The sequence below is a fragment of the Pseudolysinimonas kribbensis genome, from assembly GCF_030161895.1.
GTDB classification, from domain to species: Bacteria; Actinomycetota; Actinomycetes; order Actinomycetales; family Microbacteriaceae; genus Pseudolysinimonas; species Pseudolysinimonas kribbensis.
Window position 1 is genome coordinate 2,122,431 of the sequence record NZ_BSVB01000001.1, and the last position, 23,431, is coordinate 2,145,861.

At 71.3% G+C, this 23,431-nt stretch carries 20 protein-coding genes and 4 pseudogenes; 10 read left to right on the forward strand and 14 right to left on the reverse strand.

The window, feature by feature from the left end:
- Positions 1–117: 117 nt before the first annotated feature.
- From QQK35_RS11815 to QQK35_RS11825, 3 genes and pseudogenes are all read right to left on the reverse strand, one after another.
- A pseudogene (locus QQK35_RS11815) lies at positions 118–1,610 on the reverse strand (DEAD/DEAH box helicase).
- Positions 1,611–1,768: 158 nt separating this feature from the next.
- Positions 1,769–2,383 carry a DUF1684 domain-containing protein gene (locus QQK35_RS11820; protein WP_284254345.1) on the reverse strand — a complete coding sequence of 205 codons (615 nt, stop codon included), beginning with the start codon at positions 2,381–2,383 and terminating at the stop codon, positions 1,769–1,771.
- Positions 2,380–2,883, reverse strand: coding sequence for a hypothetical protein (locus tag QQK35_RS11825; protein ID WP_284254346.1), 504 nt, complete (start codon positions 2,881–2,883; stop codon positions 2,380–2,382). The genes QQK35_RS11820 and QQK35_RS11825 overlap by 4 nt, the downstream gene beginning before the upstream one ends.
- Positions 2,884–2,928: 45 nt before the next feature.
- Between QQK35_RS11825 and QQK35_RS11830 the strand changes: the two genes are divergently transcribed.
- Both QQK35_RS11830 and QQK35_RS11835 read left to right on the forward strand, forming a co-directional pair.
- A complete protein-coding gene (locus QQK35_RS11830) occupies positions 2,929–3,297 on the forward strand; it encodes an EVE domain-containing protein (protein ID WP_284254347.1) in 369 nt (122 codons plus the stop codon).
- Positions 3,298–3,352: 55 nt separating this feature from the next.
- A complete protein-coding gene (locus QQK35_RS11835) occupies positions 3,353–3,781 on the forward strand; it encodes a hypothetical protein (protein WP_284254348.1) in 429 nt (142 codons plus the stop codon).
- Between the two features lie 86 nt (positions 3,782–3,867).
- Here the strand turns inward: QQK35_RS11835 and QQK35_RS11840 are convergent, their stop codons facing one another.
- On the reverse strand, positions 3,868–4,998 hold the full coding sequence (locus QQK35_RS11840) for a lactonase family protein (protein WP_284254349.1): 1,131 nt from the start codon (positions 4,996–4,998) through the stop codon (positions 3,868–3,870).
- A gap of 177 nt (positions 4,999–5,175) precedes the next feature.
- Between QQK35_RS11840 and QQK35_RS11845 the strand changes: the two are divergent.
- Positions 5,176–5,486, forward strand: a pseudogene (locus QQK35_RS11845) (DUF427 domain-containing protein).
- Positions 5,487–5,497: 11 nt separating this feature from the next.
- Here QQK35_RS11845 and QQK35_RS11850 read toward each other — a convergent pair.
- The 4 genes from QQK35_RS11850 to QQK35_RS11865 form a co-directional block, all read right to left on the reverse strand.
- On the reverse strand, positions 5,498–5,977 hold the full coding sequence (locus QQK35_RS11850) for a CGNR zinc finger domain-containing protein (protein WP_284254351.1): 480 nt from the start codon (positions 5,975–5,977) through the stop codon (positions 5,498–5,500).
- A 10-nt stretch (positions 5,978–5,987) separates the two neighbouring features.
- Entirely contained in the window at positions 5,988–6,440 is a 453-nt protein-coding gene (locus tag QQK35_RS11855) for a SprT-like domain-containing protein (protein ID WP_284254352.1), read from the reverse strand.
- The gene (locus tag QQK35_RS11860) at positions 6,440–7,453 is read right to left on the reverse strand and encodes a PQQ-dependent sugar dehydrogenase (protein ID WP_284254353.1); all 1,014 of its coding nucleotides are present in this window, start codon (positions 7,451–7,453) and stop codon (positions 6,440–6,442) included. The genes QQK35_RS11855 and QQK35_RS11860 overlap by 1 nt, the downstream gene beginning before the upstream one ends.
- Positions 7,454–7,535: 82 nt before the next feature.
- Positions 7,536–8,420, reverse strand: coding sequence for a spermidine synthase (locus QQK35_RS11865; protein ID WP_284254354.1), 885 nt, complete (start codon positions 8,418–8,420; stop codon positions 7,536–7,538).
- A gap of 89 nt (positions 8,421–8,509) precedes the next feature.
- Here QQK35_RS11865 and QQK35_RS11870 point away from each other — a divergent pair, with 89 nt between their 5' ends.
- The 4 genes from QQK35_RS11870 (at position 8,510) to QQK35_RS11885 (ending at position 11,410) form a co-directional block, all read left to right on the forward strand.
- Positions 8,510–9,049, forward strand: a complete 540-nt coding sequence (locus QQK35_RS11870; protein WP_284254355.1) for a hypothetical protein — start codon at positions 8,510–8,512, stop codon at positions 9,047–9,049.
- Positions 9,050–9,365: 316 nt separating this feature from the next.
- Entirely contained in the window at positions 9,366–10,262 is an 897-nt protein-coding gene (locus QQK35_RS11875; protein ID WP_284254356.1) for a sensor histidine kinase, read from the forward strand.
- 117 nt (positions 10,263–10,379) lie between these two features.
- Positions 10,380–10,898, forward strand: coding sequence for a LacI family DNA-binding transcriptional regulator (locus tag QQK35_RS11880; RefSeq protein WP_284254358.1), 519 nt, complete (start codon positions 10,380–10,382; stop codon positions 10,896–10,898).
- Positions 10,871–11,410 (forward strand): substrate-binding domain-containing protein, encoded by a 540-nt coding sequence (locus QQK35_RS11885; RefSeq protein WP_284255686.1) that lies wholly within the window; start codon positions 10,871–10,873, stop codon positions 11,408–11,410. Before QQK35_RS11880 ends, QQK35_RS11885 begins: the two co-directional genes overlap by 28 nt.
- A gap of 41 nt (positions 11,411–11,451) precedes the next feature.
- Here the strand turns inward: QQK35_RS11885 and QQK35_RS20495 are convergent, their stop codons facing one another.
- From QQK35_RS20495 to QQK35_RS11915, 5 genes and pseudogenes are all read right to left on the reverse strand, one after another.
- Positions 11,452–12,585 carry a glycoside hydrolase family 113 gene (locus tag QQK35_RS20495; RefSeq protein ID WP_431311847.1) on the reverse strand — a complete coding sequence of 378 codons (1,134 nt, stop codon included), beginning with the start codon at positions 12,583–12,585 and terminating at the stop codon, positions 11,452–11,454.
- Between the two features lie 1,483 nt (positions 12,586–14,068).
- Positions 14,069–14,892: pseudogene (locus tag QQK35_RS20500) on the reverse strand (glycosyl hydrolase 2 galactose-binding domain-containing protein); the annotation flags it as partial.
- A complete protein-coding gene (locus tag QQK35_RS11905) occupies positions 14,889–15,767 on the reverse strand; it encodes a carbohydrate ABC transporter permease (RefSeq protein WP_425564948.1) in 879 nt (292 codons plus the stop codon). The pseudogene QQK35_RS20500 and the gene QQK35_RS11905, both read right to left, overlap by 4 nt.
- 26 nt (positions 15,768–15,793) lie before the next feature.
- Positions 15,794–16,627: a carbohydrate ABC transporter permease gene (locus QQK35_RS11910; RefSeq protein WP_348534934.1), complete on the reverse strand. Its 834-nt coding sequence runs from the start codon at positions 16,625–16,627 to the stop codon at positions 15,794–15,796.
- 203 nt (positions 16,628–16,830) lie between these two features.
- A complete protein-coding gene (locus tag QQK35_RS11915) occupies positions 16,831–18,144 on the reverse strand; it encodes an ABC transporter substrate-binding protein (protein WP_284254360.1) in 1,314 nt (437 codons plus the stop codon).
- 207 nt (positions 18,145–18,351) lie between these two features.
- Here QQK35_RS11915 and QQK35_RS11920 point away from each other — a divergent pair, with 207 nt between their 5' ends.
- Positions 18,352–20,127: an ABC transporter ATP-binding protein gene (locus QQK35_RS11920; RefSeq protein WP_284254361.1), complete on the forward strand. Its 1,776-nt coding sequence runs from the start codon at positions 18,352–18,354 to the stop codon at positions 20,125–20,127.
- 11 nt (positions 20,128–20,138) lie between these two features.
- A pseudogene (locus tag QQK35_RS11925) lies at positions 20,139–21,106 on the forward strand (acetylxylan esterase).
- Positions 21,107–21,129: 23 nt separating this feature from the next.
- On the opposite strand, the gene QQK35_RS11930 reads toward QQK35_RS11925, so the two are convergent.
- Positions 21,130–22,167, reverse strand: coding sequence for a LacI family DNA-binding transcriptional regulator (locus QQK35_RS11930; protein WP_284254362.1), 1,038 nt, complete (start codon positions 22,165–22,167; stop codon positions 21,130–21,132).
- A gap of 161 nt (positions 22,168–22,328) precedes the next feature.
- On the opposite strand from QQK35_RS11930, the gene QQK35_RS11935 reads away from it, so the two are divergent.
- Complete coding sequence (locus tag QQK35_RS11935) at positions 22,329–23,246, forward strand: ROK family protein (RefSeq protein WP_284254363.1); 918 nt, start codon at positions 22,329–22,331, stop codon at positions 23,244–23,246.
- Positions 23,247–23,431 lie beyond the last annotated feature (185 nt).

The window sequence follows — 23,431 nt, forward strand, 5'->3', positions numbered from 1 at the left end:
GGCAGCTCATCGAGTCGGGGGCGAGCCACGTCGTCCTCAACCTCCCCGCGGGTATCCGCAGGGAATCGTGCGTCGGATCGTGGGGGAGGTCGTCGGACCGCTCAGCTGATCGTGCGGCTAGCTGCCGGCGGGACGGCCGGAGCGCCGACCCGAGCGGCGCGGGTTGCCGGTCGGCGCCGCGGGACGCTGAGCACCGCCGCCCGAGGACCACACGGTCGTGCTGCCGCTGCGGGTGCTCGCGGCACCCGAGCGCTGGGGCGCGCCCGCCGCGGGGCGGCCGGAACGGTCGCGGCGGCTGCGGCCGCCGCCGTTCGGCGTCGCACCGGTGCCTGGCTGGGAGGAGCGCAGCGCGCGTTTGCGCTGCGCGTTCGCGCCGGTCGACCGACCGCCACCGCCGCCCTGCTGCTTCGGCGCCTGCGGAGCCGGCTTCACGTACGCGGCGACCTCGCCGACGAGCGCGGTCACGGCATCCGAGGTCGCGGTCACGCGCTGGGTCGGCACCTTGATGCCGGCCTTGCGCAGCAGCTGCCCCAGGTCGCCCTCCTGCACGGGCAGGACGACCGTCACGACATCGCCGGCGGACCCGGCGCGCGCCGTGCGACCGCTGCGGTGCAGGTAGGCCTTGTGCTCGGTCGGCGGGTCGACGTGCACGACGAGCTCGATGTCATCCACGTGCACACCGCGGGCGGCGACGTCGGTCGCCACGAGCACGCGGATCTCGCCCGCGCCGAACGCCGCGAGGTTGCGCTCGCGGTTCGCCTGCGACAGGTTGCCCTGCAGGTCGGCCGCCGGGATGCCGGACTCGGTCAGCGAACGCGCCAGCTTCTTGGCCTGGTGCTTGGTGCGCATGAACAGGATGCGCCGTCCGGTGCCCGAGGCGAGCGCGCGCACGAGCTCGTTCTTGGCGGTGAGGTCGGCGACCCCGAACACGTGGTGCGTCATGTCGACGACGGGCGAGTTCTCCTCGTCGACCTCGTGCAGCATCGGGGAGTGCAGGAACCGGTTCACGAGCTTGTCGACGCCGCGGTCGAGCGTGGCGCTGAACAGCATCCGCTGCCCCTCGGCGGGGGTCGCGGCCATGATCCGGGTCACGCCGGGCAGGAAGCCGAGGTCGGCCATGTGGTCGGCCTCGTCGAGCACCGTGATCTCGATCGCGTCGAGGTGGGCCTGCTTCTGCTGCATCAGGTCCTCGAGCCGGCCGGGGCAGGCAACGACGATGTCGACGCCGGCCTTCAGGGCCGCGATCTGGCGGTTCGGCGAGACGCCGCCGAAGATCGTCGTCGTCGTGAGCCCGTAGGCCGCCGCGAGCGGGGCGATGACCGCCTCGATCTGCGTGGCGAGCTCACGGGTCGGGGCGAGCACGAGGCCGAGCGGGTGGCCGCCGCGGCGTGATCCGCCGGCGAGGCGGGTGCCGAGGCGGGCGACCATGGGGAGGGCGAACGCGAGCGTCTTGCCGGAGCCGGTGCGCCCGCGACCGAGCACGTCGCGTCCCGCGAGGGAGTCGGGCAGCGTGTCGGCCTGGATCGGGAAGGGGTGGTCTTGCCGTCGGCGCTGAGCACCTCGAGCAGGGGATACGGCACGCCGAGCGCGCCGAACGAGTTGTCGGACATAGAGGTCTTTCGGGTGATGATGGGCGACCGTGCCGATGGGCACAGAAGTTCGCCGCAGAGAAGATGTCAGCCGGGCCCGGCTCTCAACGAGACCGCCGGGCGGCGAGGAAGCGTTCCACGACGCGGGCCGCACGATCGCGCGGCCGAACGCAACCGTATCAGTACTTCCCGTCGTACGTCTCCCCGACGGGGATGTCGACCGTCACCGTGTCGCCGGCCGGCGCGAGCGGGCACGCCCATGCGGGGTCGTACGCGCACGACGGGTTGTAGGCGAAGTTGAAGTCGAGCACGAGGGTGTTCGCGGCGGGGTCGGAGCCGAGGTCGGCGCCCTTGATCGTGTCGATGAGATAGCGGCCGCCGCCGTAGGTGCCGCCGGGCTTGCCGTGCAGGCCGTCCTTGACGGGGATGAACAGGCCGCCCCCGTAGCTGGTGAGGCGCCAGACGTCGAAGGAGCCGACATCCGGGATCCGCACCACGCCCGCGCGGTCGAAGACGACCGTGCCGTCGGTGCCGGTCTCGTACTCGAACGCGCCCGGCTCGGCGGGCTCCAGCTCGACCTGGAACCGCCAGGCCGGGTCGTAGTCCGCGACCGGGAGGCCCGTGAAGCCCGCGCGGTCCTCCGGCAGCAGCGCGGTCGCCGGGTGATGGGCGAACAGCTCGTCGCGGCCGTCGCGCCAGATGCGGTGCGCGGTCGCCGGGTCGTCCTCGTCGCGCACGGCCTGGTAGAGCGCGAACACGGAACGCCGCCAGTCGACGACATCGAGCGGGGTCATCGTCCGAACCTCCTTGCGAACGTCGGGGCGAGCTTCTTCAGCCGGCCGCCCCGGTACTGCCACAGTTCCCACAGCACCGGCCAGAGCGGCACGGATGTCGGCCCCCGGACGTCGAGGCGGTCGCGGTACAGCGTCGCGGTGCGCTGTCCCGGGCCCGTCGAAGGAGCGTCGATCGCCGACACCGCCATCCGGTGCCGCCAGAGCGTGAGTGCTGCGAGCGGACCGGTCACCGCGTGGCCGCGATCCTCGAGGATCCGCACGCCGTCGCGCTCGGCGCGCGCGAGGTCCATGACCTGCTCGCCCAAGGGCACGAGCCCGGAGATCGACGTGACCCGCAGCAGCGTGGGGCCGTCGGGCCACCGCTCGGGGAAGGTCGGCGGATCGATCGGCTCGACGTTGGCGAGCGGGTGGTAGACCTCGCGGAACACGTCCGGCGAGCGGATCGCCTCCCAGGCCGCGTCCGGCGGGCAGTCGAGCACGAGCTTGAGCTGGACGCGCATGTCCCCAGACTCGCACGTGTCGGGGGTCGGGGCCATGCTCCGGGCATGCGGTATTGGCTCGGGGTCGTGCAGCGGGCGCACGTGCTCGTCGGCGTCGAGCTCGGCATCGCGCAGACGAACCACGGCGCCAAGGCCGGGATCGCGCGCATGGGGCCGGGCGACGGATTCGTCTTCTACTCGCCGAAGACCTCCTACCCCGACGGAGACCCGCTCCAGGAGTTCACCGCGATCGGCCGGGTCGCGCCGGGGGAGCCCTGGCAGGCCGAGGATGGCGAGTGGCGCCCGTGGCGGCGCAAGGTCGACTACGACGGCGCCGCGCATCCGGTGCCGATCGCCCCCTGCTCGACGTGCTCGACCTCACCCGCGGCAACCGCAACTGGGGCTTCGCGATGCGTCGCGGTCACCTCGAGATGACGGAGCATGACTTCGCGGTCATCGTCCGCGAGATGGGCGCGGTTAGCCTGCTGGCGTGAATGCGGCCTCCCAGTCCTCGTATCAGGTGCGGTTCGACTGGGGCGCGGCCGGTCGCGACGCGATCGCGGTGGATGCCGAGGCCGTCGTGTGGGTCGACCAGCTCGGCGGCGACCCGGGCGCGCGCACCCTCGAGCAGGCCGACGAGGTCGCCGCGTGGGCGCTCGCCGAGCAGGAGCGGCTCGGCGGGCGGTTCCGGATCGCCGTGGTCGCGGCCGGCGCGGCGCGCGACGACGGCACCCTCCGCTTCGCGGTCGAGGACCTGCTCGCGGCCGGTGCGATCATCGACGCGATCGCGGGCGTGGGCATCGACCACCAGTCGCCGGAGGCCGCGGCGGCGGCCGCCGCGCACCGGGGGCTGAGGAACGCGACGCGGCACCTCGTGAATGCGTCGGTCAGCGCCCGGGAGTCCCGCGAGCTCGCCTGATCCGTCGCGCTGCTCGAGCGCCGACGTCGGAACGCGAACGGGGGCCGGCGCCGCGTCGAACGCGCCGCCGGCCCCCGAGATCCCGATCAGCGCACGACGATGCCCTCGGCCCCCACGCCGTTCGGCACGGTCACGGAGCCGACCTCGGTCAGCGATCCATCGCCGGCGACGGAGAACTCGTCGACGATCCCGGCCGCACCGGTCTGGACGTAGAGGAAGGAGCCGTCGGGCGACACGGCCGCGTCGACCGTGCCCGCATCCGTCGGCGTCGTGGCCCCGCCGGCGATCCGGCCGTCACTCGAGTCGGTGTAGCGCGAGAGCGTGCCGCTGCCCGCGTTGCTGGTCCAGAACCGGTCGCCCGAGCCGACGATCCAGCAGGTTCCCTTCTGGCCGGTGGCCGACTCCGCGAGACGCGTGACCGTGCCGCTCGGCTGGATGGCGAACGTCGCGATCGTGTTCGTCCCGCTCTCGGTGGCGACGAGGTGGCCGCCGCGATCGAAGACGAAGCCGAACGGCGCCGCGCCCGCGAAGGTGCTGACCACGGGCCGCGCGCTCAGGCCGAGCAGCCCGTACGAGCGGAAGACGTCGAAGCCGCTGCCGCTGCCCTTGGTCGAGACGACCAGCTTCGACCCGTCCGGCGTGAAGGCGACCTCCGCGGCGGTGCTGACGAACTCGGGTGTGCTGTCCGGGAGCCCGAGCCGACGGTTCCCGCCGGGCAGCGGCGCGAGGTAGCCGCCCAGGTCGACGTACCCCTGCACGGACGCGCCGTGACGGGCGTTGAGCACGTACACCTCGTTGCCGTGCGACGTGACGCTCACCGGGAACTCGCCGCCCGAGGAGATCGTCTGCCGGCGAACGAGACGGTCCCCGACGATCCGGAAGGTCGTGATCGTGTTGCTGCCCGCGTTGACGGTGATCAGGGTGTCGCCGACGATGGCGACGGCGCCCTGGCTGGCCGTGTGGTCGACGACCGAGCCGTCCAGCGCGCCGCCGGGGCCGCCGGTGGCGTAGACGCCGGCCTGGCTCAGCGTGCCGTTCGCCGCGCGGTCGTAGGCGACGATCTGGTTGCCGGATGCGTCATCCGTCTGGACGAAGACCGTGCCGGCGGTCGGCGCCGGCCGCCCGTGCGTCGGGGCGGCGTCGGCGGCTCCGGCCGTGCCGGCCACCAGCGCGGCGGTGGCCGCTGCCAGGAGGCCCCAGCGGGTTGCGGTTCTCATGATTCTTCCTTCCGTCGTGCTCCGAGAGGCTCGGAGGGCCCGTGCCGTCGAGCGGCCGGGCACACCCCACGCTCGCTCATCCGGGCGCCGCCCGGACCGCGAAACCATTACGGTCACGTGACATGTCCGTGGCGGGGCGTCGGGAATCGAACGAGCCCTCCGCGGGTTCATACCGACATGGCTACTGCAACGCTGAACGGAACCGTCATCGCCGAGGCTCCGGCCGAGGACATCATCCACATCGAGGGCAACGCCTACTTCCCGCCGTCGAGCGTGAAGGCGGAGTTCCTCGAGAACAGCCCCACCCCTACACCTGCCCGTGGAAGGGCGAGTGCCAGTACTTCTCGGTGAAGGACCCGGCCTCGGGCGAGCTGCTGCAGGATCGCGCCTGGAGCTATCCGACGCCGTACCCGACCGCGTTCGACCGCGTCGGCAAGGACTTCTCGAACTACGTCGCGTTCTGGAAGGACGTGCAGGTCACCGAGTGAGGTGACCCTCGCTAGGTGCTCTGAGCGGAGCGCGTGCGGGCACGGAAGGCCGCGACCTTCGCGCGGTTGCCGCAGGTGAGCATCGAGCACCAGCGCCGGTTGCCGGTGCGCGAGTCGTCGTGGAAGACGCGTCCGCATCCCGCGCAGCGCCGGATCCGGCCGTCGGCCGCGGCGAGGATCGCGACCGCATCCCGGGCGATCGAGGACAGTGCCTGCGACACGCGCACCGTGGCGGCGCCGGCGCGGCGATGTCCGCCCTCGAGTGCCGGCGGAACGTCGGGCGTCGCGGCGAACAGATTGACGGTGTCGACATCGTCGGCGTGCCGGGTCGTCTCGTCGGCCGTGGCGACCACGAGACGCTCGATCGCGGCGGACAGCGCCTCGGCATCCGCGGCGTCGCGCCCGGTCGCCGGTGCGAGACGGTCGAAGCGCCCGGCCAGCCACACGCCGACCCCGGATGCCCGGTCGATGAAGTCGATCGACAACGTCACGTAACCGATGCTAGGGGTTACGCCGCTCCCACTCGATGCGGAACGCCGGGTCGAAGCGGCGCGAGCACCGGCCGCAGCTGAGCGGACGGGTCGGCCGGCGGTACCGGAAGTGCTGGTGGCCGGCGGGACACCGCCCGACCCAGGGCGCGAGCTCGGTCGCGACCGCGCCGTCGTGCAGCCGCTTGCCCTCGTAGCCGAGGTCGGCGGCGATGCGCTTCCACCCCGGACCATGCCCCGCGCGGGGGCCGGCCATCGCGTGCGCCACCTCATGCAGCAGCACCTGGTGGATCTCGTCGTCCTCGTAGCGGGCCGCCAGCAGCCGCGAGACCGAGATGCGCTTGCGGTCGTAGTTGCAGAGCCCCGCCCGGGTGCGGGCGTTGTCGAAGCCGAAGGTCCACGCATCATCGAGGTGCAGCCGGATGAGCGCCTCGGCCCAGTGCCGCACCCGTTCGAGCTCGGCCATCAGCCCGACACCCCCGGCGGCACGTGCAGCAGCCGGTCGTCGCCGTCGCGCGGTGAGCCGCGGCCGTCGGTGTTGTCGGTGAGCACGAGCAGGCCGCCGTCGGGTGCGGGGGCGACGTCGCGCAGGCGACCGTAGCCGGCATCCCCGGTGAAGAACGCGTCGGTGCTCGCGCGGCCGTCGGCGGAGACCGTGATGCGCCAGAGGCGCTGCCCGCCGAGCCCCGCCATCCAGAACGCGCCGTCGACGTAGGCGAGGCCGCTTGGGCTCGCGTCGTCGGTGGACCACTGCGCCACCGGATCGACGAAGCGCGGGTCGTGCGCGACGCCCTCGACGATCGGCCAGCCGTAGTCCTTGCCCGGCTCGATGCGGTTGAGCTCGTCCCAGGTGTCCTGTCCGAACTCGGATGCCCAGAGCTGTCCGTGGTCGTCCCAGGCCAGACCCTGCGGATTGCGGTGGCCGTAGCTGTAGACGTACGAGCCGGCGAAGGGGTTGTCGTCGGGGACCGCGCCATCCGGCGTCATCCGCAGGATCTTGCCGTTCAGCTTCTTCAGGTTCTGCGCGTTCCCGGTGTCGGACGCGTCGCCGACGGTGACGTAGAGCATCCCGTCGGGACCGAACGCCAGCCGCCCGCCGTCGTGGTTGGGCGCCTTCTCCAGACCGTCGAGCAGCACCTGCGGGGAGCCGAGCGAGAGATCATCGCCCAGCCGCATCCGGATCACGCGGTTGTCGGTCGCGGTCGTCGTGTAGGCGTAGAGCCAGCCGTCTCGGTACGCGAGGCCGAGCAGCCCGCCCTCGCCCTCGTGCACGACGCCCGGCACCGTGCCGATCGGCTGCGCCTCGCCGCGGTCGACGCGCACGATGTGCCCCGAGTCGCGCTCGCTCACGAGGATGCGCCCGTCGCCGACCTGCAGGATCGACCACGGACTCGCGAGCCCGGTCACGACGTCGACCGGTGCGCCGTCGGACGACGACGGCAGCGGCCTCGGCGGCGCCGTCGCCGCGGGGTCGCGCACCGTCTGCGTGCAGCCGGTCAGCAGCGTGCCGGCGAGCGCGGCCGCGGCGAGCGCCGCCGTCGCCGTGCGCGCGCCGCGGGGATCATCCGCCCAGCCGCCTCTGGAAGATGCTGCGGTTGGGATCGGGCGAGCCTTGCGCGTTCGCGTCGGTCGTGACGGGCGCGCCGGCGGTCCAGTCGCGCAGGTCGTCGCCGGTGAGCAGCCCGGCCGGATGCGGACCTCCCGCGAGCAGCCGTGGCATCCACTCGAGGGGCAGCGGAGCCGCCGAACCGACGAGCACGAAGTTGCCGAACCGGCGGCTGCGCACCACCTGCGGCTCCGCGAGGATCGCGACCCGGTCGGGCGAGCCGAACACGTCGACGAGCGTGGCGCCCTGCGAGCGGGCGAAGGCGGCGCCGGGGGAGCCGGAGAGCCCGCCGTCGGCGATGTTGACGAGCATGACGCCGTCGGGCGCGAGGAACGCCGCGCCGGCGGCGTAGAACTCGCGACTCGTGACCTGCGGCGGCGTCGTCGCGCCGCCGAACACGTCGACCACGAGCAGGTCGACCGCGCCGCGCAGCCCGTCCGGCAGCTTGTCGAGGGTCGAGCGCGCGTCGCCGTAGCGCACGCGGATGGATGCCCCGCGCGCCAGCGGCAGCGCCGACCGCACGAGCTCGACGAGCTTCGGCTCGAGCTCGATGACCTGCTGCCGCGACCCCGGCCGCGTCGCGTGGATGTACCGCGGCAGCGTCAGCCCGCCGGCGCCGAGATGCAGCGCGGTGATCGGCTCGCCCGGCTGCTTCAGCTGGTCGATGACGTGACCCATCCGCACGATGTACTCGAAGAACAGCTCGGACGGGTCGTCGAGGTTGACGTGCGACTGCGGCGTGCCGTCGACCACGAGCTCGAACGCGCCAGGCATCCAGCGATCGGGGCGGATGAGCGCCCGGAGCCCGCTGTCCAGCGTGACGGAGGGCTCGGCATCCACCCGTCCATCCTCGCGCACCCCACCGCATTCCACCCGGACTCCACCCCGGGTGGTGGGAAGGGCGGCCACCGCCGCGCACAGTGGAGGACATGAGCATCGTGAACATCGGAGAGGCGCTTCTCGGCGTCGCGCTCCTCGTGTGGATCGTCTACCGCCAGATGACGTGGACCGCGGTCGACGTCGGCCGCATGTGGCGCATGCCGGCGATCCTCGGCCTCGTCGGTGTCGTCACGCTCGTCAGCTCGGGCAGCACGAAGGCGCTGACCGCCGTCGATCTCGGACTCCTCGCGCTCGAGCTCGCCGTCGCGGTGGTGACGGGGGCGCTCATGGGGTTCGTCGCGACCTTCCGTCCGATCACCGAGAAGGGGCTCGCCGCGTGGCGTGCCCGTCGCCGGCCCGGCGACGCCGCCGAGCCGACCACGGAGTCGCGCACCGGCTGGATCGGCCTCGTGCTCTGGATCGTCATGGTCGCCGTTCGCGTGGGGCTCGGCTTCTGGGGCCACTCGCTCGGCTCGGCTCTCGCGGAGTCGTCCGGCGTGATCCTGCTGGTGCTGGCGGTGAACCGCGGGCTCCGCACGCTGGTCTTCAGCCTCCGTCACGATCGTCACCTGAGCCTCGCGGCGCGATGATGGTCGCGTGAGCTCGGCGACGGACGACCCCCGGCCCGACTCCGCCCCCGGCCCGAGCCCGCCCGCGTCCGGGATCTCGGCGGGGATCGGCGGCCGTTCGCGCGGGTGTTCACCGGCCTCGCCGCCGCCGGCGTGACGGTCTTCATCGTCCAGGAGCTGATCACCGGCAGCACCCCGACCTGGGTCGCGGTCGTGACCCTCGGGGGCACGGCCGCCTGGGTCGCCGGAGTCCTCCTCCTCGCGCTGGGACCGCGCGCGGGCCGTCCTCTTCGTCACGGCCGCCGTCTGCGGATCGCTCGTCGCCTGCGGCACGCAGGTGCTCGGCTTCATCCCCGCCATCGGCGCCATCGGCGGCCTCGTCCGGCGGCCGCACCGCCGCGTCATCATGGGGCTCGCGACGGCGGCGCTCTCGCTCGTGCTGTTGGGCCTGAGCGCGCTCCTGTTCCCCTATCCCGTGCAGCTCATCAGCTCGGTCGCGGCACTGATCATCGTGGTGCTGATCTCGCTCAGCCGGCGGCAGTACCTCGCGGCGGAGCGTCAGGAGCGGCTGCTCCTCGAGGAGCGGCTCGCGGTGGAGCAGGAGCGCGCCGAGGTCGCGGCGCTCGCCGAGCGCTCGCGGATCGCGCGCGACATCCACGACGTCCTCGCCCACAGTCTCGGCGGCCTGGTGCTGCAACTCGACGCGGTCGAGGCCCTGCTCGAGTCCGGACGCCACGACGAGGCCCATCGGCGCGTGACGGCGGCGCGGGGACTGGCGGCGGAGGGTCTCGAGGAGGCGCGCCGGGCCGTCGACGCGCTGCGCGATCCGGAGACCGCGGCCGACCCCGCCGCGGCGATCCAGCAGCTCATCGACACCCACCGCTCGCTCGGCGCGCGGGCCGAGCTGCACCAGTCGGGGCAGCCCGGCCCGCTCGATCCCGCCGCCGCCGGGGCGCTGCGCCGCGCCGCGCAGGAGGTGCTGAGCAACGCCCGCCGGCACGCGCCCGGGATGCCGACCGAGCTGTCGCTCGACTGGACCCCGAGCGACGTCGCCTTCCGCGCCTCGACGGGGCTCGCGTCGAGTGCGACGGCCGGCCTCGGGGGCATGGGCGGGGGTCGCGGCCTGGTCGGCTTGAGCGAGCGGATGGCGGCGCTCGGCGGCACCGCGACCGCGGGCGTGCAGGACCACGCCTTCGTGGTCGAGGCGCACCTCCCGCGCGCACGAACGGGATGATCGCGATCGTGCTCCCGAGCCTCCTGCCCCCAGCGACGGGGCCGCAAGAATGTCCCGCGTTGTCATGAAGCCGGTATGGAGCGCGGAACGGCGCGGCGTCCGCGCTACTGTGAGCCCATGTCGACCGATGACCCGCCGGCGGCGCGACGCTCCACCGCGCCGTCGCGGGCGACGACGGCCGACGTCGCACGCCTCGCCGGCGTGAGCCTGAAGACCGCATCCCGGGCGCTCACCGGGCACCCCAGCGTGCGCGACGAGACGCGATCGCGGGTGCTGCAGGCATCCGTCGCCCTCCGCTTTCGGCCCAACGGGATGGCGCGGGATCTGCGGCGCGGCGGAGTCGCGACGAGCATCGCCTTCGTCTTCGGCGACATGATGAACGCCTTCTACGCCGAGGTCGCCATGGGCGCCACGGAGGTCATCAACGCCCGCGACCTCACCCTCGTGATGGCCTCATCCGGCGATCAGCCCGCCCGGGAGCGCCCGACCGTCGACAGCATGCTCGAACGTCGTGTGCAGGCGCTGCTGCTCGTGCCCATCGCCGACGATCACTCCTATCTCGAGGGGAGCGGCAGCTCGGGACCCCGATCGTCGCGGTCGACCGGCCGCTGGCGAACTCGGCCAGCGACTCGGTGATCTTCGACAACCGCTCCGGAGCGCGGAACGGCGTGCTGGCCCTGGCCGACGCGGGGCATCGCCGGATCGGCTTCGTCGGCTCCAACAGCCGCCTGTACACCGACATCGAGCGCCTCTCCGGATATCACGATGCTGTCGAGGCGCGGGGACTCGACACGGATCCCCGGCTGGTGCGTGAGGACGCGCAAACTCTGGAGAGCGCAGCGGCCACCACGCTGGCGCTCCTCGACCAGGCCGATCCCCCCACCGCCCTGTTCGCCGCCAACAACCGAGCCGCGTTCGGCGCCTATGACGCCCTGCGGCGCTCCGGCCGGCCCGTGGCACTCGTCGGCTTCGACGACTTCCCGCTGGCCGACACCCTCGGCATCACCGTCGTGGCGCACTCGCCGAAGGAGATGGGGCGGCGTGCGGCCGACCTCGCGCTCCGCCGGATCGACGACCTCGACGGTCCGCTGGAGCACGTGCTACTCCCCACCCGGCTGGTGCTGCGCGAGTCGCATCGCAGCCACTGACGGCGAGGGGCTGACGGCGGCGGTCGGCCCGAGCGCCCCCGTCAGCGGCGCGACGCGTAGTAGTCGGCGACGACCTGCTGCCCCGGCTTCGCGTACATGCAGTAGTCGGTGTTGGTCGCCGCGTCCGCCGGGTCGTAGAGCCGCACGGGCCAGTCCCAGAGCGCGAAGCCGCCGACCCAGTCCCGCCCGCGGCACGCCTCGAACATCTCGTCGAGGTAGCCGGCCTGCGCGGCGCCGGAGGGCGCGCCCTGCAGGGTCCAGTCGTTCGGGCGAGCGGGCGAGGCGTCGCGGCTGGGGCAGCCGGCCTCGATGAAGAGGAACGGCTTGCCGTGCGCGCGCACGACCGGCTCGATCCGGTCGAGCTGCGCCTCCCACTGCCCGGTCGGGTAGTAGCCGCTCGCCGAGATGACGTCGACGGCGTCCCACCACGAGACGTGGTCCTCCTGATACTTGTCGCAGTTGTAGGTGACGATGCCGGAGTAGACCTCGCGGACGGCGTCGATGAGCGCGCGCCACTCGGCCTCCCGCGGGTCGGAGCGCACCATCTCGCACCCGACGCAGAGCATCTCCGCACCCTCCTCCTCGGCGATCCGGGCGAAGTGGACGATGTACTCCTGGTACGCGGCGAACCAGTCGCCCCAGTGCGCCTCGCCCGGCACGTCCCAGTCGAAGAAGCCGATGTAGCCGCGCCAGATCCCGTCGCGGCAGTTCACGGTCGGCTTGAGGCACGCGCGCCAGCCGCGCTCGTGCACCGCGCGGATCGCCCAGCGCACCTCGTCGTCGGTGGGCGTGGGGGCCTCGCGCCAGGGGATCTCGGTCGAGACCACCGTGGCCTGCAGGGTGGCGAAGGCGATCGTGATCCAGTTCAGGTTCAGCGGGAGCATCGCGTCCATCGAGCGCTCCGCCTCGGGCGTCGCCCAGGTGCCGCGCACGCCGGTCCATCCCCACGTCATGCCCGACACGTGGTCGTCGAGCACCGAGAGGTCGGGGGCGGTGGTCGTCGTGGTGTCGGTCATGCGGCGGTTCGTGCCTTTCGGGGGAGAGCAGGGCGTTGGCGTTGCGGAGGACGTCGGGCTCGAGGAACCGCGCCGGGTCGACCCCGGATGCCGTGCGCACCGTGATGACGGCGCGCTCGCCGGGCAGCAGCGTGAGCAGCATGTCGTCGGCCTCGGCATCCGGGGCGGCGACGTCGGCCAGCACCGCGAGCTCGCGGACGAGGTCGACGGCGGTCACCGTGATCTCGACGCCGCCGTCGACGGCGCGCGCCTCGGTCTCGAGCCGGGCCTCGCTCAGTGCGGAGTCGCGCGGCTCGGTGAAGAACCACAGGCCGCGCTCGCCGGCCGACTCCGCGACGAGGAGCTCGTCCGCCGGGTCGCCGACGGCCGCCACCTCGGCGGGGATCGGGATGCGCGCGGCGCCGCGCGCCGGCACGTCGAGATCGATGCCCACCTCGGCGAGCGCGGTGCCGTCGTAGCGGAGTCGCGAGATCCGCAGCGGCCCCGACCAGGCCGCGTCCGTGTCGTTCACGATCGCGACCTCGAGGCCGTCGCCCTCGGGCTGGACGGTCACGAGCCGGTCGCGGTAGGCGCCGCGCAAGGCGTACCAGAGCGGCTTGCGCCGGCCGTAGCCGTCGATCGCCGCCCAGGAGACCACGGGCCAGCAGTCGTTCAGCTGCCAGACGATCGCGCCCATGTTATGCGGCTGCAGGGAGCGGAACCACTCGATCGCGGTGCGGACCGCGACCGCCTGGTTGAGGACCATCGCCCAGTGCCACTCCGGCATCGTGTTCGGCAGCGGCAGGTGCGCGACGAGGCCGTCGGTGAGCTTGACGTTGCCCTCGATCGCCTTCTGGTGCACGAGCATCGACGGCGACTCGGGGGTGAGGGGCTCGTCGGGGAGCGCCTCGGTGAGGGTCGCCCAGGTCGGCGGCCCCTGCCATCCGAACTCCGAGACGAAGCGCGGGCGGTAGTCGCGGTAGTGCGGGTAGTCGCGCCGATTCCAGAGCTCCCAGATGTGCATCGTGCCGTTGAGCTCATCGTTGGGATGCATCGACGGGTCGGGCGAGAACGGGCTCGCGGGCGTGTACACGACGTGCGGCGCGAGCTCGGCGACGAGGCCGGGGAAGAGGTCCTCGTAGTACGTCGCCCCCCAGGTGCGGCCCTCGAGGCGCTGCTCCCAGCCCCAGTCGACGTGCCCCCAGACGTTCTCGTTGTTGCCGTTGAGGATCACGAGGCTGGCGTGCCGGCCGAGCCGGACGATCGCCTCCCTGGCCTCGGCGGCGATCTCGGAGGCGAGCGGCTCCTCCTCGGCGTATGCGGCGCAGGCCAGCAGGAAGTCCTGCCAGACCAGCAGGCCGAGGTCGTCGGCCGCGTCGTAGAAGTCCTCGCTCTCGTAGATCCCGCCGCCCCACACGCGCACGAGGTTGACGTTCGCATCGGCGGCCTGGGTCAGCCGCTCGCGGTATCGCGCCGCATCCACCCGGGAGGGGAACGCGTCGTCCGGGATCCAGTTGACGCCTTTGACGTACACCGGACGGTCGTTGACCACGATCGTGAAGGGCGTGCCGGCCTCGTCAGGCGTCGTGTCGGCCCGGACGGTGCGGAATCCGATCCGGTGATCGCGCTCGTCGAGGACCCGGTCGCCGGCGAAGAGCTCCACGTGCAGCTCGTACCGGGTCTGCTCGCCGTAGCCGCGCGGCCACCAGCGGTCGGCATCCGGCACGACGAGGCGCAGCGTCGCCTCACCGTCGACGACATCGGCCCGCGCCTCGATGAGGCCGACGGACGCCACCACGCGGAGCGCGTCGCTCCCCACGGCCTCGACGGGCACGCGCAGCTCGATGACGCCGTCGTCGCCGTCGATCCCCGCGGAGACGATCGCCTGCGCGATGCGGGCCGTCGACCACGACTCGAGACGCACCGGGCGCCAGATCCCGCTCGTCGCGGTGTCGAGACCCCAGTCCCAGCCGAAGCTGCACGCCATCTTGCGGATCGCGTTGTACGGGTGGTGGTTGACGTGCGGCCGGTACTCGAGCTCGAGCGAGGCGCGGTCGGCCTCCGGCACCGGAGCCGCGAAGTCGACCTCCAGCCGGTTGGCGCCCTGCCGCAGCCGCGATCCCACCGGCACCCGGTAGCTGCGGTGCTGGTTGCGGCTCTCGAGCACGACCTCGCCGTTCAGCCGGACCGTCGCGATCGTGTCGAGCCCCTCGAACACCAGGTCGATCCGCTCGGCGTCCCCGCGGGCGCATCGAACGAGGTGGTGTAGCGCCACGAGGTGCTGCCGATCCACTCCTGCAGCTTCTCGTTCGTGCCGAGGTACGGGTCGGCGATCAGCCCCGCGGCCAGCAGATCGGTGTGCACCGTGCCGGGCACGGTCGCCGGGATCGGTCCGTGCTCGCGGACGGCGGCCGGGATCTGCGCGCCGACGACCGGCTCGGCCGTCCATCCGTGATGCAGCTCGGTCGAGATGCGGGTGTTCGTCACTTAGTTGCTCCCTGGGTGATGCCGTTGTAGATGAAGCGCTGGAGAAGAAGGAAGATCACGAGCGTCGGCGCGATCACGATGATGATCCCGGCCGCGATGATCTGCTGCGACGCGGCGAACGGCCCGGTGAAGTGGAAGAGCGAGGTCGAGATCACCTGCAGATCCGGCGACGGCAGATACAGGAACGGGATGTAGAACTCGTTGTAGATCGCGATGCCCTTGATGATGATCACGGTCGCGATCGCGGGCTGCAGGAGCGGCAGGATGATGCGCCGGTAGATCATGAAGCGGCTCGCGCCCTCGAGCATCGCGGCCTCGTCGAGGCTCTTCGGGATGCTCTGCATGAACTGGATGAAGATGTACACCGACACGATGTCGGTGCCCGAGAACAGGATGATCGCCGCCCAGTAGGTGTTGATCAGGTGCAGCCCGTTGACGACCTGGTAGGTGGCGACCTGCGTGGTGACGCCCGGCACGAGGGTCGCGATGAGGAAGAGTGCGAAGATCACCCGCTTGAAGCGGAAGGTGAAGCGGTCGAGCGCGTACGCGGTCATGGTGCCGATGAGGATCGTCGCGACGATCGAGGCGACCAGGATGATCGTCGTGTTCCCGAACCCCTGGAGCATGTCGCCGTCGAAGAACGCGGTGCCGAAGTTCGAGAAGTTGAGCCAGTCCTGCGGCGGCGTGATCGGCGAGGTGGTCAGGTACTCCTTCGCCGACTTGAAACTCGCGAACAGGATCACGACGAGCGGCAGCATCAGGATCACGCAGAACGCGACGAGCGAGGCGTACTTGCCGAGCCCCGCGAACAGCCACGTCACCCGGATCGCAGCCTGCGACCGCTGACGTCGCCGTGAGATCGGCTCCGAGCTCATCTCCTGCTCCTCCTGCATCGCCCCGCTCATGACAGCGCCACGTCGTCGTCGGGCACGAGTTTGCGTTGGATCCAGGTGATCAGCAGCACGACGATCGTGAGCATGACCGCCATCGCCGAGGCGAAGCCCACTCGCTGGAAGACGAACGCCTGCTGCACGGTCGTGGTCACGAACGTGCCGCTGCCGTTGGCGCCGCCGGTGATGATGTACGGCAGCTCGAACACCGAGAGCGATCCGGCGATCGCGAGGATCATCGACAGGCTGATGATGCGCCGGATGCCGGGCACGATCAGGTAGCGGAACTTCTGCCACGAGTTGGCTCCGTCGATGTCGGCCGCTTCGTATGCCTCGCTCGGGATCGACTGGATCGCCCCGAGGAACAGCACGAAGTTCAGGCCCGTGTAGCGCCAGACCGAGGCGCCGGCGAGCGAGATGTTGACCCAGCCCGGGTTGCCGAGCCAGAGCGGGAAGTGCCCCATCTTGCCCAGGCCCAGCGCGACGAGGGTGGCGTCGAGGGTCCCTCCCGGCCGGAAGAAGAACAGGAAGATGAGGCCGATCGCGACGCCGTTGATGAGGTAGGGGAAGAAGATGATCCCCTTGAAGAAGTTCTTGAACCGCGTCCTGAAGCTGAGCAGGGTCGCGAAGTAGAGAGCGATCGCCATCTGCACGAACGACGCCGCGAAGTAGTACAGGCTGACCGTGAAGACCTGGAAGTACTGCGGCCGGGTGAAGAGCTGGATGTAGTTGTTCAGGCCGACGAAGTTCTTGGTCTGATCGATGCCGTCCCAGTCGGTGAACGAGTACCAGATCATGTTGCCGACCGGGTAGTACGTGAACGTGATGAGCAGCACGAGCGGCACGGCGAGGAACAGGAGAGGGTGAAGCGGAACCCGCCCTGCGGGCCGCGGAGTCCCCGCCGCCGCCGGGGAGCGGCGGCGGGGCTCAATGCCTTCTCGAATCGAACGCCCTGGCTGGCGTCTCCGCTGATCTCGGTCATCCTTCGACCTCTCCTCGGGTTGCGCCCTGACCGCGGTCAGGTTCGATTCGTTCGGGCTCTGGTGTCTCAGCCGGCGTTGTCCGCGACCGCCTGTCCCCACGCCTGGTTCAGCGAGGCGAAGTAGGAGGCCTTGGTGCCGGAGGCGGCGCCCCGTGCGACGTCGACGAGCTTCTGCCGGTAGATGCCGCCCGACAGATCGATCTGCGACTCCTTCATGATCTGGTTCTGCAGGTTCTCCTTGCCCTTCGGCGCCGGCGCCTGCTCGACGTATTTGACTCCCAGCTTGGCGAAGTTGTTGAGCGTCGCGGGGTTCTTGCTGCCCACCGTCGCGCCCACGCCGCCGTTGAGGTCGGCATAGCCCGACTTCTTCGCGAACCAGTTCGCCCACGCGTAGGCGGTCGGCTTGTTCTTCGACGCCTTGGTGACCCCCTGCAGATAGTCGGGGGCGAGGGCCGCGTAGTACGTGCCCTTCACCTGGTAGGGGAACGGCATGTAGCCGATGCTGTCGGCCGACTTGCCGGCCTTCGTGGCTGCGTCCTGCATCTGGGTGATGGCCCACGAGCCGAGGTACATCGTCGCGATCTGCCCCTGGGCGAGGTAGCCCTTCGAGCTCTCCCACGCGGTGGTGGTCGGGTCGACCTCCGAGAGGCCGTCGTGCACGATGTCGAACAGCAGGCTGTCCGAGATGTTGACGTACGTCTTGCCGGACCACGGCGCCTTGTTCGTGTTGAGGTCGTTGACCGCGTCGACGTTGTTGGTCAGACCCGAGTCGCCGTTCCACTGCGACAGCGGCCACTGGTCGTGATAGTTCGTGTAGTACGGCGTGGCCGACGTCTTCGACTTGATCTGCTTCAGGTCGTCGAGGAACTCCGACGGGGTCTTCGGTAGCGCGGTGATGCCCGCCTGCTTCCAGACGTCCTTGTTGTACACGAAGCCCATCGTCGAGCCGTAGGTCGGGATCCCGTACGCCTTGCCGTTGTACGACTGGTTCGCCACGAAGCGGTAGGTCTTCGAGACCGACGCCTCGGAGCCGAGCGGCTCGAAGAACTGGGGCAGCTGCGCACGGCCGACCGCGGTCGGGATCAGCGCGACGTCGCCGGCGTTGCCCGACCCGAGGCGCGTGGTGACGTCCTGCTCGTAGTTGGTGATGGCCTCGAACTTGACGTTCGTGCCCGGATACGCCTTCTCGAACTCCTTCGCGTACTTCTTGAAGGTCGTGTTCACGATGTCGGTGCGATTGGTGAGGACCGTGATGGTGCCCGTGATCTTGCCCGCGAAGGCGTCGCCGCCCGAACTGTCGCCGCTGCCTCCGGAGCAGGCGGCCAGTCCGGCAGCGAGGACCAGGACGCCGAAGCCGGCCAGTACGTGCCGCATCTTCATGACTATCTCCTTGATCGTCGTTGACCCACAGGGTTGCCGCGGACGCGGCTGCTGTGTCTCGCCGGACGCTACACGCGGTCCGGCGACGACGCAAGCCCATTTGACCATCGTTGTCATCGCTTGCACGCCGATCAGCGGGCGCGACCACGCCCCGAACAACGGGAATTTGAGGCGTGAAGCCTCCATTGCCTCGCCTAGAGTGACATCGTGGGTCACAGTCAGGTCACGACGAGCGGCGTCGGGTCGTCCATCTCGGTGGAGCGCCCGTTCTCGGGGCTCGCGCGCGCCCTGCGCCCCGCGTGGGGCCGTCTGGCGATCGCCGCCCTCGCCTATGTGGTCAAGGACAGCCCGATCTGGGTGCTGCCCGTCATCACCTCCGCGGTGATCGACACGGTGGTCGCGCACGGACCGGCCCTCCGGCTGATCGCCTTCGGCGGGGCCGCCCTCGTGCTCGTCGGGTTGAACTATCCGGTGAGTCAGGTCTACGTGCGCTTCTTCAACTCGTCGGTGCGGGATCTCGGCGTCGCCCTGCGCAATCGGCTGGCGCATCGCCTGCAGGAGTTGTCCATCGGATTCCACACCCGCACGAGCTCCTCCGTCATGCAGACCAAGGTGGTCCGCGACGTCGAGAACGTGGAGTTGATGCTCCAGCAGGCGGCGAACCCGACCCTGTCGGCGCTCGGTGTCATCGCCGGGGCGATCGTGGTGCTGGCGATACAGGTGCCCGCGTTCCTGATCCTGTTCGCGCTCGTCATCCCGCTCTCGGTGACGTTCGTGCGCGGGGTGCGCAAGCGCTCCGAGCGCCGCAACGAGGGATTCCGCCGTGACGTCGAGCGCTTCTCGTCGCAGGTCGGCGAGATGGCGTCGCTGCTGCCGATCACCCGCGCCCATGGTCTCGAGCACGTCGCGACGGAGCGCGTGACGACCACGGCGCGCACGGTACGCGACTCGGGCCTGGTGCTCGACGTGCTCAACGGCCGCTTCACCTCACTCGCCTGGGTCGCCTTCCAGTTCCTGTCGATCGGATGCCTGATCGGCGCCGCGCTGGTGTCGGTGAGCGGGTTGCTGCCCATCACCCCCGGGCAGGTCGTGCTGCTGAGCACCTACTTCGTCATGCTCACCAACTCGATCGTCAACCTGCTGAACCTGGCCCCGCTGCTCACCAAGGGCCGCGAGTCGCTGCGGTCGATCGGCGAGGTGCTCGAGGAGCCGGACGTCGAGCGCAACGAGGGCAAGGTGCGCGTGGACGGGGTGACGGGCCGCCTGCGATTCGAGTACGTCGACTTCCGCTACGACGCCGGCGACTCTCTCGCCATCGACGGATTCGACCTCGACATCCAGCCGGGCGAGACGGTCGCGTTCGTCGGCAGGTCGGGATCCGGCAAGTCGACCGTGCTGAACCTCGCGCTCGGGTTCCTGCGCCCGACGGCCGGCCGCATCCTGCTCGACGGCGTCGACATGGACGGTCTCGACCTGCGCACGGTGCGGCAGAGCGTCTCCGTCGTGCCGCAGGAGTCGGTGCTGTTCACCGGCTCGATCCGCGACAACGTCACCTACGGGCTCGACCACGTCGACGATGACCGGGTGCGGGAGGCGCTGCGCGAGGCGAACGCGCTTGACCTGGTGCACGACCTGCCGCAGGGGCTCGACACCCTGCTCGGGGAGCGCGGGGCGCGGCTCTCCGGCGGGCAGCGCCAGCGGATCTCCATCGCGCGGGCGCTGATCAGGAACCCGCGGATCCTGCTGCTCGACGAGGCCACCTCGGCGCTCGACAGCGAATCGGAGCGCCTCGTGCAGCAGGCGCTCGCGACCCTGCGCCGCGGGCGCACGACCCTCGTGGTCGCGCACCGACTCTCGACGATCCGCTCGGCCGACCGCATCGTCGTGCTCGACGCCGGCCGTATCGTGGAGCAGGGCACGCACGCGCAGCTGCTGGCGGCCGACGGCGTCTATGCGACGCTGCACTCCATCCAGGCCGGATGACTGAGGAGACCATGCCGCACTTCGACCTGCCGCTCGAGGTGCTCGAGCAGTACCTGCCCGAGCGGGACGAGCCCGCCGACTTCGACGACTTCTGGCGCGCCACGCTCGACGAGGCGCGGCGGCACGACGTCGGGCTGGACCGTCGCGAGGTCGACGCGGGGTACCGCGAGCTCATCACCGAGGACATCCGGTTCGCCGGGTTCGACGGACAGCCGATCGCCGGCTGGTTCGTGGCCCCGCGGCACGCCGAGGGCCCCTCCCGGTCGTCGTGTCGTACATCGGGTACGGCGGGGGCCGTGGCCTGGTCGGGTCGTGGTCGCAGCTGCCGAGCGCCGGCATCGCGCAGCTCGTGATGGACACCCGGGGGCAGGGCAGCCGGTATCGCCCGGGCGACACCCCCGACGGGGGTTTCACCGGCCCGTCTTCCGGCGGCGTCATGACGCTCGGCATCGACGATCCCGCGACGTACTACTACCGGCGCGTCTTCACGGATGCGGTCCGCGCCGTCGACGCGGCGGCGGCGCACCCGCTCGTCGACCCCGCCCGCATCGCGGTGCAGGGCGGCAGCCAGGGCGGCGGGATCGCGCTCGCGGCGGCCGCGCTCGCGTCCCCGGTCACGGCGGCGGTGATCGACGTGCCCTTCCTCACGGGATTCCGCCGGGCGATCACGCTCGTCGACACCCACCCGTACGCCGAGATCGTGCAGTACCTGCACGTGCATCGGCATGCCGAGGAGCGCGTGCTACGCACCCTCTCGTACTTCGACGGCGTCAACATGGCCGCCAGGGCGCGCCCCGCCGCGCTGTTCTCGGCCGGGCTCATGGACGAGGTCTGCCCGCCGTCGACGGTGTTCGCCGCCTTCAACCACTACGCCGGCGGCGACAAGCGCATCGTCGTCTACCCGTACAACGGGCACGAGAACGGCGAGGAGTTCCAGGCCCAGGAGACCGTCGACTTCTTCCGCTCCCGACTGGGCTGAGCGCCGCGCGCGCCGCCCGCCGGTCAGGGGTGGGCGAAGGCGCGGTGCGATGCGCGGAGCGCGAGCGAGGTCGGCAGCGCGATCTGCTCGAGGGTGCCATCCAGTTCGTCGAGCCGGCGCAGCGCGAGCGCGGCCGCGACCCTGCCCATCTCGGTCGGGGAGTGCGCGACGACCGAGATGCCGAGCGACTCCGCGAGGTCGAAGTCGTCGAAGCCGAGCAGCGCGGTGTCGGCCCGGGCCGCCCTGATCGCCCGGAACGCCCCGAACGCGGCGCGGTTGTTGCCCGCGAAGACGGCGTCGGGCGGCTCGGCGAGGGCGAGCAGCTGGGTGACGGCGTTCTCCGCCGCCTCGATCGAGTCGGCGTCCTCCCGCACCAGATCGGGGTCGGCATCGAGCCCGCGGATCATGACGGCGTCGTGGTAGCCGAGCTGCCGCTCGCCGTGCGTGTAGAGGCCGCTCGAGCTGCCGACGAATCCGATGCGCCGGTGCCCGGCATCCGCGAGCGCCATGACACCGGAGCGCGCGCCGCCGCGGTTGTCGAAGATCACCGAGTCGCTCGCCGCGTTCGAAAGGGGCCGGTCGACGGCGACGATGGGGGTGCCGAGCTGTCGCTCGCCCTCGAGATAGGAGTGGTCGCTCGCGATGGGCACGAGCAGGAGCGCGAGCACGCGGCGCTCGAGCATGCTGTCGACCGTCGGGCGTTCCCTGGCCGCCTGGTCGCCTGAGGCGGCCATGACGAGCGTGAGTCCCAGCTCGGCGGTCGCGTCGCTGACGCCCACCGCGACCTGCGAGTAGAAGGGGTTGGTGAGGTCGCCGATCACGAAGGCGATCGTGGAGGGGCGGCCTCCGCGCCGCAGGTCGCGCGCCATCGCGTTGGGGCGGAACCGTAGCGCGAGCGAGGCCTGGACCACCTTCGCGCGGGTCGACTCCTTGACGCTCGAGTGGCCGTTGAGCGCGCGCGACGCCGTCTTGACGCTCACGCCGGCGAGACGGGCGACATCCGCGACCGTGGCCCGTACGCCGCCCCGCGCGGGAGGCGTCGAGGCGGCGCGATCGACCATAGGAGCAGAGTAGGGCCAAATCCCGTGATCGGCGGGACGCCGTCGCGCTTGACAACGTGGGACAAGCGCCGGAAAGATGGGCGGACCGGCTGGGCGGTCGGCACCCTCGTCTACGAGGGACGAACCGGACGAACTCCGGATTGACGGAGGGAGCTCTCGGCGTGATCGTGGGCATCGAGACGGGCGGCACGAAGGTCGTCTGCGGAGCCTTCTCTCCGGAGGAGCCCGCGGTGCCGCTCGATGTCCGACGATTTCCCACCACATCGCCGAGCGAGACCATCGGACGGATCAACGAGTATCTGAGCGAGGTCGGCGACCGGCAGCCCATCGAGGCGCTCGGGATCGCCTCGTTCGGTCCCCTCAACGTGTCGCGCGACGAGCCGCGCTACGGCTGGATCACCGGCACGGTCAAGCCCGGCTGGGCCAACACCAAGCTGCTCGAGCGCATCCCCGTCGCCGAGGCCGTGCCGACCGCGCTGCTGAGCGACGTCAGCGGCGCGGCGACCGCCGAGCACCGGTGGGGCGCGGGGGCCGGCGTCGCGTCGATCGGCTACGCCACCGTCGGCACCGGCGTCGGGGTCGGGCTCGTGCTGAACGGCCGGCTCTTCCACGGCAACGGGTTTCCGGAACTCGGCCACCTGATGATCCGCCGCCATCCGCTGGACGACTTCGTCGGCAGCTGCCCGTTCCACGGCGACTGCCTGGAGGGCCTCGTGTCGGGGCCGGCGGTGCTCGCGCGCTGGGGCGTCGACTCGTCGTCGTTGCCGGATCGGATCCGGTCGCGGGCGCACGAGATCCTCGGCTTCTACATCGCTCAGCTCGCCGCGACCGTGGCCTACACCTCGGGCGTCGACCGCATCGTGATCGGCGGCGGGGTCCTGAAGGCGCCGGGGCTGCTCGACGAGACGCGTCAGCAGTTCCCCCTCGTCACCGGCGGGCCGCACGCGGGGCACGCGATCACGGCGGACGCCTTCGACTTCCTGGTGCCGCCGCTGCTCGGCGACGCCTCGGGAATGCTCGGCGCGAGCGCCGCCGCCCTCGATCTGCTGCTGGCCCGGCGCGGCGCCTCCGCTCTCTGACGCCGGAGGCGGGTGCCGGGCGCCGAGCCCGACGCCGGAGCGCGCCCTCCGAGTGCCCGGCCCGAGCGGGTCCGCGGCGCTCTGCCCAAACACCCGCGCCGCGCGCCGACCTACTTACATTCTATTTGTAAATTAGATCGGCGAAGATTACTGTGGTCCGGTCGGGCACCACCGACGCACACTCC

Excerpts from the sequence above, each read along its gene's own strand:
- QQK35_RS20495 (WP_431311847.1), bottom strand. The coding sequence starts at position 12,585 with ATGCCGAGGCCGACGACATGCTGCTCACGCTGCTGCCCGGCGAGCGCG.
- QQK35_RS11880 (WP_284254358.1), top strand. The coding sequence starts at position 10,380 with ATGTCGACCGATGACCCGCCGGCGGCGCGACGCTCCACCGCGCCGTCG.
- QQK35_RS11830 (WP_284254347.1), top strand. The coding sequence starts at position 2,929 with ATGCGGTATTGGCTCGGGGTCGTGCAGCGGGCGCACGTGCTCGTCGGC.
- QQK35_RS11855 (WP_284254352.1), bottom strand. The coding sequence starts at position 6,440 with ATGGCCGAGCTCGAACGGGTGCGGCACTGGGCCGAGGCGCTCATCCGG.
- QQK35_RS11870 (WP_284254355.1), top strand. The coding sequence starts at position 8,510 with ATGAGCATCGTGAACATCGGAGAGGCGCTTCTCGGCGTCGCGCTCCTC.
- QQK35_RS11915 (WP_284254360.1), bottom strand. The coding sequence starts at position 18,144 with ATGAAGATGCGGCACGTACTGGCCGGCTTCGGCGTCCTGGTCCTCGCT.
- QQK35_RS11820 (WP_284254345.1), bottom strand. The coding sequence starts at position 2,383 with ATGACCCCGCTCGATGTCGTCGACTGGCGGCGTTCCGTGTTCGCGCTC.
- QQK35_RS11825 (WP_284254346.1), bottom strand. The coding sequence starts at position 2,883 with ATGCGCGTCCAGCTCAAGCTCGTGCTCGACTGCCCGCCGGACGCGGCC.
- QQK35_RS11930 (WP_284254362.1), bottom strand. The coding sequence starts at position 22,167 with ATGGTCGATCGCGCCGCCTCGACGCCTCCCGCGCGGGGCGGCGTACGG.
- QQK35_RS11840 (WP_284254349.1), bottom strand. The coding sequence starts at position 4,998 with ATGAGAACCGCAACCCGCTGGGGCCTCCTGGCAGCGGCCACCGCCGCG.
- QQK35_RS11905 (WP_425564948.1), bottom strand. The coding sequence starts at position 15,767 with ATGAGCTCGGAGCCGATCTCACGGCGACGTCAGCGGTCGCAGGCTGCG.